General features: G+C 39.7%; 5 protein-coding genes, 2 tRNA genes, 3 rRNA genes and 1 other annotated feature. Of the genes, 8 read left to right on the forward strand and 2 right to left on the reverse strand.

The features are described from left to right. Positions 1-69: 69 nt before the first annotated feature. On the forward strand, positions 70-1,824 hold the full coding sequence (locus Q73A0000_RS15685; protein ID WP_193811857.1) for an ABC transporter ATP-binding protein: 1,755 nt from the start codon (positions 70-72) through the stop codon (positions 1,822-1,824). Between the two features lie 169 nt (positions 1,825-1,993). On the opposite strand, the gene Q73A0000_RS15690 is transcribed toward Q73A0000_RS15685, so the two are convergent. After that, entirely contained in the window at positions 1,994-2,464 is a 471-nt protein-coding gene (locus Q73A0000_RS15690; RefSeq protein WP_193811858.1) for a hypothetical protein, read from the reverse strand. Between the two features lie 117 nt (positions 2,465-2,581). Next, positions 2,582-3,868 carry an aldehyde dehydrogenase family protein gene (locus tag Q73A0000_RS15695; protein ID WP_193811859.1) on the reverse strand — a complete coding sequence of 429 codons (1,287 nt, stop codon included), beginning with the start codon at positions 3,866-3,868 and terminating at the stop codon, positions 2,582-2,584. 267 nt (positions 3,869-4,135) lie between these two features. Between Q73A0000_RS15695 and gcvH the strand changes: the two genes are divergently transcribed. From gcvH to rrf, 7 genes are all read left to right on the forward strand, one after another. Continuing rightward, complete coding sequence (gene gcvH / locus Q73A0000_RS15700; RefSeq protein ID WP_193811860.1) at positions 4,136-4,513, forward strand: glycine cleavage system protein GcvH; 378 nt, start codon at positions 4,136-4,138, stop codon at positions 4,511-4,513. 97 nt (positions 4,514-4,610) lie between these two features. Further along, positions 4,611-4,865, forward strand: coding sequence for a VanZ family protein (locus tag Q73A0000_RS15705; RefSeq protein ID WP_410504117.1), 255 nt, complete (start codon positions 4,611-4,613; stop codon positions 4,863-4,865). Between the two features lie 704 nt (positions 4,866-5,569). Beyond that, positions 5,570-7,085 (forward strand): 16S ribosomal RNA (locus tag Q73A0000_RS15710). A gap of 210 nt (positions 7,086-7,295) precedes the next feature. Further along, positions 7,296-7,369, forward strand: a tRNA-Ile gene (locus Q73A0000_RS15715). Positions 7,370-7,463: 94 nt separating this feature from the next. Next, positions 7,464-7,537: transfer RNA gene (locus Q73A0000_RS15720), tRNA-Ala, on the forward strand. A gap of 373 nt (positions 7,538-7,910) precedes the next feature. Next, a 23S ribosomal RNA gene (locus tag Q73A0000_RS15725) occupies positions 7,911-10,674 on the forward strand. A gap of 180 nt (positions 10,675-10,854) precedes the next feature. After that, positions 10,855-10,937, forward strand: a sequence feature (5S ribosomal RNA rRNA prediction is too short). 141 nt (positions 10,938-11,078) lie between these two features. Beyond that, positions 11,079-11,181 (forward strand): 5S ribosomal RNA (gene rrf, locus Q73A0000_RS15730). Together the 16S, 23S and 5S rRNA genes with 2 tRNA genes alongside form the textbook arrangement of a ribosomal RNA operon. Positions 11,182-11,877: the final 696 nt, after the last annotated feature.

Genomic DNA, 11,877 nt, shown 5'->3' on the forward strand with positions numbered 1-11,877 from the left:
AACTCAATCTCTACATTCCTTTCATCACTGCAAAATTCCGTATTTTTGCAGAGGATTTTTAAATACAGTATGAAGAAACAATCAACCTGGGACATCATTAAACGGCTATTTGTAATCGGAATGAAATTTCGGTCATGGTTTATTGTTACGCTAATTATTTCCATCGTTTTGTCGATCATTTCTACTTATCGACCGTATTTGACGATGCAGATTGTAGATACAGACATTATTCAGCTTCGGGATAAAGGGTTGATGATGAAGCATATTTATGTTTTGGTCGCGTTGGTTTTCGGTGAAACGATTTTGAATTTTTTCCTTGTTTATTTCTCCAACTTTATTTCGCAAAATGTGATTCGTGATATTCGCGAAAGATTATATCATAAACTTATTTATTTCCGAACTTCTTTCTTTGATAAAACTGCGATTGGACAATTGGTTACTCGTGCAGTTGGCGATGTAGAAACAATTGCCACGGTGTATACCGATGGTTTCTTAATGGTTTTCGGCGATATTCTGCGCATCGTTTTCGTCTTGATTATGATGTTTCAGGTTGATGTTCACTTGAGTTATATTTCTTTGGTGATTCTTCCTTTGATGGTTGTGATTACGCGTTTTTTCCAGAAACGTTTGAAGAAAGCTTTTGGTGACGAAAGAACCTGGACTTCGAATCAGAATTCATTTGTTCAGGAACGACTTTCGGGAATGTCAATCGTACAAGTGTTTAACAGACAAAAAGCGGAATTTAAAAAGTTTGATGATATCAATATTACCTTAAAAGAAGCCTTGCTGAAGACGGTTTTCATCTTCTCTTTATTCTTTCCGGTGGTTGAATTAATTTCGTCTTTATTTATAGGATTTATTCTTTTCTATGGAGGATTTATCACCATTAAAGCTGGAGCCGTTATCGCTTTCATTCAATATATTTCGATGCTGATTCGTCCGTTGCGACAAATTGCGGATCGTTTTAATAATATTCAAAGAGGAATTGTTGGTGCAGAAAGAGTTCTTGACGTGATGGATGAAGATTTTGCCATGCCGAATCACGGTACAATTGCCAAATCTCATTTCGAAGGAAAAATTGAATTTAAAAATGTTCATTTTTCTTATGATGAAAAACAGGAAGTTTTAAAAGGAATAAGTTTTAAAGTAAATCCTGGCGAAACCGTTGCCATTGTTGGTGCAACTGGTGCTGGAAAATCGACCATTATCAGTTTGATTACAAGATTGTATGATATTAATTCCGGTAAAATATTATTGGATGATGTTGATTTAAAAGATTATGAACTGTATAATCTGAGAAGTCATATTGGCGTTGTTTTACAGGATGTGTTTTTATTCCACGGTAGTATTTTTGAAAATCTTGCTTTCGGTGATGAGTCTATTACTTTAGAAAAGATAAAAAGTATTGCCAAAGATATTGAAGTGGATGAATTTATAGAAAGTCTTCCTGGTGGTTATGATTACGTTGTTAGGGAAAGAGGTTCGTCTATTTCTTTAGGACAAAGGCAATTATTATCATTCTTACGTGCTTATCTTTCTGATCCTAAAATTTTAATTCTTGATGAAGCGACTTCTTCTATTGACCACGAAAGTGAAAAGTTAATTCAAAGAGCTACCGAAAAAATTACGAAAAACCGAACTTCAATTATTATCGCACACCGACTTTCTACGATTGTTAATGCTGATAAGATCATTGTGATGGAGCACGGGAAAATTGTTGAAGAAGGAAAACATGATGAACTTCTTGAGAGAGGCGGCTATTATTCTACGTTGTACAAATCACAGTTGAAAGTAGAATTGACTAAATCTACGACAGATATTTAAAAATTTAATTAGGAGCGTGTTTAAAAATAATATTAACACATTACTTACATAAATTTAGTTTTTATTTTGAAAACATCGAGAATATAAAGTTGAAAAACCCTCTATTTTCTTAACTTATTTGAACTTTCAGTATTGTTTTTTCCTAAAACTATGTGACTTTTGTGGTAAATTATTTTTGAAGTCCGAAAGGTAGAATTTCCAAATCATTTTTCCAGTCATTATTAAATTTCTCATTTAAGTAATTAGAGACAATCTGATTATTTAAAGTTGCTGTTTTCGAAATTCCTGGTGAAATAACACAATTTTCGGTTTTCACTTTAACGCCGTATTTCTTTTCGAAGTCTGAATAATCGTTGGATACCATTCCAAATACCACAAACGAAGCTTTATTTTCTTCTAGTAATAATTTAAAATTTTCTTCATTCGCATACGTTAGAAAATCATACTTATTGGTTTCAGATTGTTTGGAAGGTTTCATTTTATTTAAACCTTTGCTATAATTAGTCTTAACATTAATTTTCTGATCTGTTTGGTCTAAACTGGATGTAAGGTTATCTTGACTGGTATTATATCTTGTTTTGGTAGAACAGGAAAATAGAAAGAGTGCTGCAAATGCTGGAATAAATTTTAAAATGTTCATAGTCCGGTTTCTAAGTAGAGTAGTAAGATTATAGAAAGTTAAATCTAATGTTTTTTAATCATAAAAAATCCGCTCAAAAAATTGAACGGACTCTTATATATAAGTTTGAAATTAATTTTACTTCGCAACCACTGATCTAATATTGACAAACTCTTTCAACGCAAAGGTTGAAAGTTCAGTTCCATAACCTGAAGATTTTGCTCCACCAAACGGTAATCTTGGATCAGAACTTGTCGCTTTATTAATGCTCACTGTTCCGGATTCCAAATTGTCAATGTAGAATTGTTGTCTTTTTTTATCTTTTGTCCAAACAGTATCAGATAATCCAAACGGAATATCATTGGCTAATTTCACAGCTTGCTTGTCATCTTTTGCAATCATCACCATTCCAAGTGGTCCGAAAAGTTCTTCCTGCAAAATCGGATTTCCAGCTTTTACTTTAATTAAACCGGGCACAAATTCATTCGGAGAAAGTCTTACCAACGGCAAAATAATTTCTGCTCCATATTTAAGCGCCTTGTTATATTGGTTTTCCAATTCATCTGCTAAATCCGGACGAGCCATTCCCGCCATATTCGTTTTCTTTTTCAAAGGATCACCAGCCACGAATTTCTGATATTCTTTAACGAAAATCGGAAGGAATTCTTTTTCTACATTTTTCTGAATGATGAATCTCTTCGCTGCGTTACAAGCTTGGCCACAATTCAATAATCTTGATTTTGCACCTGCTACGGCTGCTGCTTCAAAATCGGCATCTTCCAAAACGATGAAAGCATCACTTCCACCTAATTCGAGTAAAGATTTTTTAATGTTTTTTCCGGCAATCGAAGCAACTTCGCCACCAGCTTTTTCGCTACCGGTTAAACTTACTCCTCTAACAATAGGATTTTCTAAAACGTTTTTCACTTCATCGTGACCAATTTCTAAATTTTGGAAAATTCCTTTCGGGAATCCTGCTTCCAGGAAAACCTTCTCAATTGCATTTCCACTTCCGAAACAGATCGAAGCATGTTTCACCACAACTGTATTTCCCGCCAAAATTGCTGGAACCGCAAAACGAATCACTTGCCAAAAAGGAAAGTTCCAGGGCATAACTCCCAAAATAACTCCTTTCGGTACATAATGGATTTCCGAAACTCTGAATTCAGTTTTTATCTGTTCCGGTTTCAAAATATTTTTAGCGTTGGCATAATAACGAACCATTAAAGCGCACTTGTTGACTTCAGCAATAGATTGCGTAATCGGTTTGTTCATTTCCTGAGTAATGATCTTTCCGAATTTCTCAGCATTCTCATCTAAAAGTTTTGCTAGGTTTTTCAAGAGTTGTTGTTTCTCTTTAAAAGGAACAGATTTCCAAGTATTAAAAGCTTTTTGAGAGATTTTTAATTTATTTTCGATATTCATTTTATTTGAATTTTTGACGTTGTATAGATCTATTAATATAGAACGCACCAGTGCAACAACAAGTCAATAGATTAATTAGAAACAACAAATTTAAGAAAACAAGACAAATTAAAGGATTGATGCGGACAATAATCGTCATTTGAAATAGTAAAATAGTTCCCTTACACCAATATGAACCGCAAATCTGATAAATGTCTTTATTAAAAACCTCAATAACTTTTGAATATCACAGAATTTTAATTATTTTTGAAGAATAAAATTATAAAAATGAATTTACCAGGCGAATTAAAGTACACCAAAGACCACGAGTGGGTTAAGATTGAAGGAAACACCGCAACCATCGGAATTACAGATTTCGCTCAAGGCGAATTAGGTGATATCGTTTTTGTAGATGTTGACTCTGTAGACGACGAACTTTCTGCAGGAGATGTTTTCGGAAGTGTAGAAGCAGTGAAAACAGTTTCAGACTTATTCTTGCCTTTAAGTGGAATCGTTTCAGCATTTAACTCAGAGCTGGAAGATCAACCGGAACTTCTAAATACCGATCCTTACGGAAACGGATGGATTATTAAATTAGAAATCGCAGAAGGTGCAGATCATTCAGAACTCCTTTCAGCAGAAGAATACCAAGCATCTCTTGGATAAAATCACAAAAATATTTCGTAAGATTTTGCCCATTTATTGGGCATTTCTTACTTTTATGCTGCTCAAGCCCGGCGTAGAAAATTTCGAATATGCGTTTATGTTCGAGGGAATAGACAAGGTTTTGCATTTATGCATCTTCACTTTTTTGGGATTCTCCTTTATTGCAGCTTTCCCAAAAATCAAGTTTTACTATTTCATTCAAATCATGATCTGCTACGGTTTACTCACCGAAATCCTGCAGGAAGAAATGCATTGGGGGCGTTCCTTAGAGTTCCTGGATTTAGTTGCAGACATTATCGGCGTCCTCATCGGCTACTTTATCTTCAAAAAATTACAGCGTACTATTATATAGTGCGTTTTTTTATTTTCTTGGGCGATTTCCCGCCTGGCTTACAAAAGTGCTGCATGATTTTCCCTCGCTTGGGGACCGGGCTATCCGTTACAATTCCTCGCGCCTTGGCTAAATCCTGCGCTTGCTGTGGGATTTCCACTACTATCCCTATCGCAAAAGGGATCTTTAAATATAAAGTGGATAACTTTATAAGGGTGTATTGTTCTATAAGTCATGTTATTGGAATGAGATTTTGTTCAATATTAATAAAACTTCACAAAAGAGTTGCGAGATCAACTGAGTCAGTCTACATTTGCACCACTCTAAAAAACAGAGTAGCGAAGTAGAACAGTTGAGTTAATATATAAGTAAGAATAGAGGGATTAAATTTCTTTTATGATTATTAAAATAAAAGCTTGCAAATTAAGAAAAACTTCTTATCTTTGCAATCCCAAATCGAGAGAGCTGGGGAGCGAAGTAGGAGGAGATTGAATGATAAGAAAAGGAGATTTAATGGTAACTTAAAATACTTTTAAAATTCCAAGAAAAACATTTGGTCAATTAGAAAAAACTTTATACTTTTGCACTCGCAATTCGGGACCAACGACAGAAAGAGTTCCTGGATATACGCGAAAAGAACAATAGATCATTGACATACAAATAACAACCAAAAAAGTAAGGAAAAACTAAAAGCGATTATAACTTTGAGTGAGTCAGACAAACATACAATGGAGAGTTTGATCCTGGCTCAGGATGAACGCTAGCGGGAGGCCTAACACATGCAAGCCGAGCGGTATTCTGGATTTATTCAGGAGAGAGCGGCGTACGGGTGCGTAACACGTGTGCAACCTACCTTTATCAGGGGAATAGCCTTTCGAAAGGAAGATTAATACTCCATAATATACGATCAGGCATCTGACTGTATTGAAAACTCCGGTGGATAGAGATGGGCACGCGCAAGATTAGATAGTTGGTGAGGTAACGGCTCACCAAGTCCATGATCTTTAGGGGTCCTGAGAGGGAGATCCCCCACACTGGTACTGAGACACGGACCAGACTCCTACGGGAGGCAGCAGTGAGGAATATTGGACAATGGGTGAAAGCCTGATCCAGCCATCCCGCGTGAAGGATGACGGTCCTATGGATTGTAAACTTCTTTTGTATAGGGATAAACCTAGATACGTGTATCTAGCTGAAGGTACTATACGAATAAGCACCGGCTAACTCCGTGCCAGCAGCCGCGGTAATACGGAGGGTGCAAGCGTTATCCGGATTTATTGGGTTTAAAGGGTCCGCAGGCGGACCGATAAGTCAGTGGTGAAATCTCATAGCTTAACTATGAAACTGCCGTTGATACTGTCGGTCTTGAGTAAATTAGAGGTAGCTGGAATAAGTAGTGTAGCGGTGAAATGCATAGATATTACTTAGAACACCAATTGCGAAGGCAGGTTACCATAATTTAACTGACGCTGAGGGACGAAAGCGTGGGGAGCGAACAGGATTAGATACCCTGGTAGTCCACGCCGTAAACGATGCTAACTCGTTTTTGGGGCGCAAGTCTCAGAGACCAAGCGAAAGTGATAAGTTAGCCACCTGGGGAGTACGTTCGCAAGAATGAAACTCAAAGGAATTGACGGGGGCCCGCACAAGCGGTGGATTATGTGGTTTAATTCGATGATACGCGAGGAACCTTACCAAGACTTAAATGGGAAATGACCGGTTTAGAAATAGACCTTTCGCAAGACATTTTTCAAGGTGCTGCATGGTTGTCGTCAGCTCGTGCCGTGAGGTGTTAGGTTAAGTCCTGCAACGAGCGCAACCCCTGTCACTAGTTGCTAACATTCAGTTGAGGACTCTAGTGAGACTGCCTACGCAAGTAGAGAGGAAGGTGGGGATGACGTCAAATCATCACGGCCCTTACGTCTTGGGCCACACACGTAATACAATGGCCGGTACAGAGGGCAGCTACACAGCGATGTGATGCAAATCTCGAAAGCCGGTCTCAGTTCGGATTGAGTCTGCAACTCGACTCTATGAAGCTGGAATCGCTAGTAATCGCGCATCAGCCATGGCGCGGTGAATACGTTCCCGGGCCTTGTACACACCGCCCGTCAAGCCATGGAAGTTTGGGGTACCTGAAGTCGGTGACCGTAACAGGAGCTGCCTAGGGTAAAACAAGTAACTAGGGCTAAGTCGTAACAAGGTAGCCGTACCGGAAGGTGCGGCTGGAACATCTCATTTTTGAGACTCTTCGTTAGGAGAGTATAAACAAACAACACGATACGCAAGTATCAGAGCACTTGCTCAGAGTTAGCTTTTAGTTTTTCTTTATTTGGTTGATATTTATAAAAAACATACCCACTAGGATTAGTAATCAGGGAAGGAGATAGAGTATGAGGGAGGAATTCAGTAATAATATTGCTAATTACTCATTACCCATTACTCATTGAGAGTCTCGTAGCTCAGCTGGTTAGAGCGCTACACTGATAATGTAGAGGTCGGCAGTTCGAGCCTGCCCGAGACTACTAATAATAAGACGGGAGATCAATAGATAAGAGATGATAGACGAGTAAAAAGTCTCAAATCTCCCATCTGAAAATCTCTAAGTCTCACACTAGCGGGGAATTAGCTCAGTTGGCTAGAGCGCCTGCCTTGCACGCAGGAGGTCAAGGGTTCGACTCCCTTATTCTCCACAGAGTTATAGTGATATAACGAGAACAAGTTACAGCAATGTAGCGACAAGCTTCTTAAAAGAAGCAAGCACAGAAGATATTTACATTTAGAGATTTAAGAATGATGCCAGAGGAGGCAGAACGGACTGGATAACCAGGAAGTTTAATAGGATCGAGACCTATATATTCACAGTTTTGAGAGACTGATTTAAAAGTTACGGAAAGAGCCAAAAACAATTTCTGTTCATCAGTTCGACAAGAAGATTTAAGATCATTGACATTAACGATAAAAACATCACAAAGAGAAACCGAGCACTTTCGAGTGCCGAGTTTAAATAAAACTAGTTTAACACTTCGGTGTTAGACAAACAAACTGAACTAATATATTATTAGGAAAGAAATCGTTAAGGGCGTATGGCGGATGCCTAGGCTTTCAGAGGCGAAGAAGGACGTGGTAAGCTGCGAAAAGCTGCGGGATCGGCACACACGAATTGATCCGCAGATGTCCGAATGGGGCAACCCGGCTGGTTGAAGACCAGTCACTCTGTATTTATATGGAGAGCAAACCCGGAGAACTGAAACATCTAAGTACCCGGAGGAAAAGAAATCGAAGAGATTCCGTAAGTAGTGGCGAGCGAACGCGGATTAGCCCAAAAGTCTTTATATGTTTAGAAGAATGTTCTGGAAAGAACAGCCGTAGACGGTGATAGCCCGGTATTTGAAAAGCATACATAGATGATAAATGAGTAGGGCGGGACACGTGAAATCCTGTCTGAATATGGGGGGACCATCCTCCAAGGCTAAATACTCCTGAAAGACCGATAGTGAACAAGTACTGTGAAGGAAAGGTGAAAAGCACTTCGAATAGAAGGGTGAAAGAGAACCTGAAACCGTACGCCTACAAGCGGTCGGAGCCCACAAGTTGGGTGACGGCGTGCCTTTTGCATAATGAGCCTACGAGTTAATTTTACTAGCGAGCTTAAGTACTTCAGGTACGGAGGCGGAGCGAAAGCGAGTCTGAATAGGGCGCTTAGTTAGTAGTATTAGACGCGAAACCTTGTGATCTACCCATGGGCAGGTTGAAGCTTTGGTAACACAAAGTGGAGGACCGAACCGGTTGACGTTGAAAAGTCTTCGGATGACTTGTGGGTAGGGGTGAAAGGCCAATCAAACTGGGAGATAGCTCGTACTCCCCGAAATGCATTTAGGTGCAGCGTTGCGACAAGTTTATTAGAGGTAGAGCTACTGATTGGATGCGGGGGAGTCAAATCCTACCAATTCCTGACAAACTCCGAATGCTAATAAATGTTTCGCAGCAGTGAGGGCATGGGTGCTAAGGTCCATGTCCGAGAGGGAAAGAACCCGGACCAACAGCTAAGGTCCCCAAATCTATACTAAGTTGAAATAACGCGGTTGAACTGCATTGACAGCTAGGATGTTGGCTTGGAAGCAGCCATTCATTTAAAGAGTGCGTAACAGCTCACTAGTCGAGCGGTTCGGCATGGATAATAATCGGGCATAAGTATAGTACCGAAGCTATGGATTTATAATTTTTGAATTATATCTGGTAGGGGAGCATTCTGTTTGCACAGAAGCAGGGTCGTGAGGCCTTGTGGAGCGTACAGAAAAGAAAATGTAGGCATAAGTAACGATAAAGGGGGCGAGAAACCCCCTCACCGAAAGACTAAGGTTTCCTCAGCCATGCTAATCAGCTGAGGGTTAGTCGGGACCTAACGCGAACCCGAAAGGGGAAGTGGATGGATAATGGGTTAATATTCCCATACTTGCTCACACTAAAAAGGGGACGGAGTGCCGTACTTACTGGAGACTGACGGAATAGTCAAGACCTAGCCTTCGGGCGAAGTTGTTGTAGGGAAAGTGCTTCCAAGAAAAGCCGAAGTGAAGCAACTCGTACCAAAACCGACACAGGTAGTCGAGGAGAGAATCCTAAGGTGCTAGAGTGAATCATGGTTAAGGAACTAGGCAAAATAGTCTCGTAACTTCGGAAGAAGGGACGCCAGCAGCAATGCTGGCCTCAGTAAAGAGGCCCAGGCGACTGTTTATCAAAAACACAGGACTCTGCTAAATCGAAAGATGCTGTATAGGGTCTGACACCTGCCCGGTGCTGGAAGGTTAAGGAAGGTTGTTAGGGTAACCGAAGCAATTAACTGAAGCCCCAGTAAACGGCGGCCGTAACTATAACGGTCCTAAGGTAGCGAAATTCCTTGTCGGGTAAGTTCCGACCTGCACGAATGGTGTAACGATCTGGGCACTGTCTCAACCATGAGCTCTGTGAAATTGTAGTCTCGGTGAAGATGCCGAGTACCCGCAATGGGACGAAAAGACCCTGTGAACCTTTACTATAACTTCGTATTGACTTTGAATAAACAATGTGTAGGATAGGTGGGAGACTTTGAAGCGGGCACGCTAGTGTCAGTGGAGTCAACGTTGAAATACCACCCTTTGTTTATTTGGAGCCTAACTTCCTAACGGAAGGACAGTGCGTGGTGGGTAGTTTGACTGGGGTGGTCGCCTCCAAAAGAGTAACGGAGGCTTTCAAAGGTACCCTCAGCACGCTTGGTAACCGTGCGTAGAGTGTAATGGCATAAGGGTGCTTGACTGTGAGACCTACAAGTCGATCAGGTGCGAAAGCAGGACATAGTGATCCGGTGGTTCCGTATGGAAGGGCCATCGCTCATAGGATAAAAGGTACTCCGGGGATAACAGGCTAGTCTCCCCCAAGAGCTCATATCGACGGGGAGGTTCGGCACCTCGATGTCGGCTCGTCACATCCTGGGGCTGGAGAAGGTCCCAAGGGTTGGGCTGTTCGCCCATTAAAGTGGCACGCGAGCTGGGTTCAGAACGTCGTGAGACAGTTCGGTCTCTATCTATTGCGGGCGTTAGATGTTTGAGAGGGCTTGAATCTAGTACGAGAGGACCGATTTGAACAAACCTCTGGTGTATCAGTTGTTCCGCCAGGAGCACCGCTGAGTAGCTACGTTTGGAAAGGATAAGCACTGAAAGCATATAAGTGCGAAACCTGCCTCAAGATGAGACATCTTTTAAGGGTCGTTGGAGATGACAACGTTGATAGGCTATAGGTGTAAAGGCAGTAATGTCATAGCCGAGTAGTACTAATTACCCGTAGATTTATTGCCTAATTAAGGTACTCGACAGTGCAACAAGGTTTGCTCTTTGTGATAATTTTATCGATTTTTAAATCAGACAGAAGATTTAAAGACAAGAGATAAGAGACGATGTGTCTCGTGTCTCCAATCTATAAATCTCTAATCTATTTAAAATACATATACTGTACATCCTTTTGTACAAAACAACCTTTAGGTGGTTTTAGCAGAGGGCTCACCTGTTCCCATTCCGAACACAGAAGTTAAGCCCTCTAGCGCCGATGGTACTGCTAACGCGGGAGAGTATTTTATCGATTTTTAAATCAGACAGAAGATTTAAAGACAAGAGATAAGAGACGATGTGTCTGTGTCTCCAATCTATAAATCTCTAATCTATTTAATATACATATACTGTACATCCTTTGTACAAAACAACCTTTAGTGGTTTTAGCAGAGTCACCTGTTCCCATTCCGAACACAGAAGTTAAGCCCTCTAGCGCCGATGGTACTGCTAACGCGGAGAGTAGGTCGCCGCCAGTTTTTAAACCGCCTCGGCGGAGAACAAGCCTCATACATTTATTTGTATGAGGTTTTTGTGTGCAAAATCTAAAAAGACGAACGATAATAGACGGATAGATGATAGACTAATAGACGCGAGACAAAGAAATGATCAAAACAAAACTTCGGAATCAAGCGTAAAAACTTGGTGACTAGGCAATATTTTAAGTTAATCTATTGATAAAAATCAATCAAACGTTTATCAATGAATTATCATATTCCAAACTTGAGGAAAATATCATAGAGTTTAAGGTAGCAATTAATGAAATGATCGTGTAGAAATTCCTTGATTAAGATAAGCTGGAAATATAGGCTACATTTGTTAATCTTAAATTCCTATTTCAACTCTAGTTTCTTTCAATTATAAAAGCTGTAAAAACTTTAGCATATTAAAAGTTGGTAACGACTATCTTTTAAAAACAGTAATCCCGTTATTTTTTTTAAATCACAATCACAATCACCTAATAGCGTTTTAAAGTTTCCATTTCCGAGTGATATCTTAATTTTCTTCACTTCTTAATCCAGATCTTAATGTTGAAAATATTTCAGTTTGAAGCATTTTTATCGATTTAAGATATTTTCTTTTTACGTAAGGTTTGTAAACTAATTTGTAATTGATATCTGAACCTTCCATAAATACAGATCAAGATATTACCTTTACAATTATTCTTACTTCCA

It is taken from the genome of Kaistella flava (ex Peng et al. 2021), from assembly GCF_015191005.1.
In the GTDB taxonomy this organism is placed as follows: Bacteria; Bacteroidota; Bacteroidia; order Flavobacteriales; family Weeksellaceae; genus Kaistella; species Kaistella flava.

What these genes read in the sequence shown, in the direction of transcription:
- Q73A0000_RS15685 (WP_193811857.1), top strand. Translation starts at nt 70, where the DNA reads ATGAAGAAACAATCAACCTGGGACATCATTAAACGGCTATTTGTAATC.
- Q73A0000_RS15690 (WP_193811858.1), bottom strand. Translation starts at nt 2,464, where the DNA reads ATGAACATTTTAAAATTTATTCCAGCATTTGCAGCACTCTTTCTATTT.
- Q73A0000_RS15695 (WP_193811859.1), bottom strand. Translation starts at nt 3,868, where the DNA reads ATGAATATCGAAAATAAATTAAAAATCTCTCAAAAAGCTTTTAATACT.
- gcvH (WP_193811860.1), top strand. Translation starts at nt 4,136, where the DNA reads ATGAATTTACCAGGCGAATTAAAGTACACCAAAGACCACGAGTGGGTT.
- Q73A0000_RS15705 (WP_410504117.1), top strand. Translation starts at nt 4,611, where the DNA reads ATGTTCGAGGGAATAGACAAGGTTTTGCATTTATGCATCTTCACTTTT.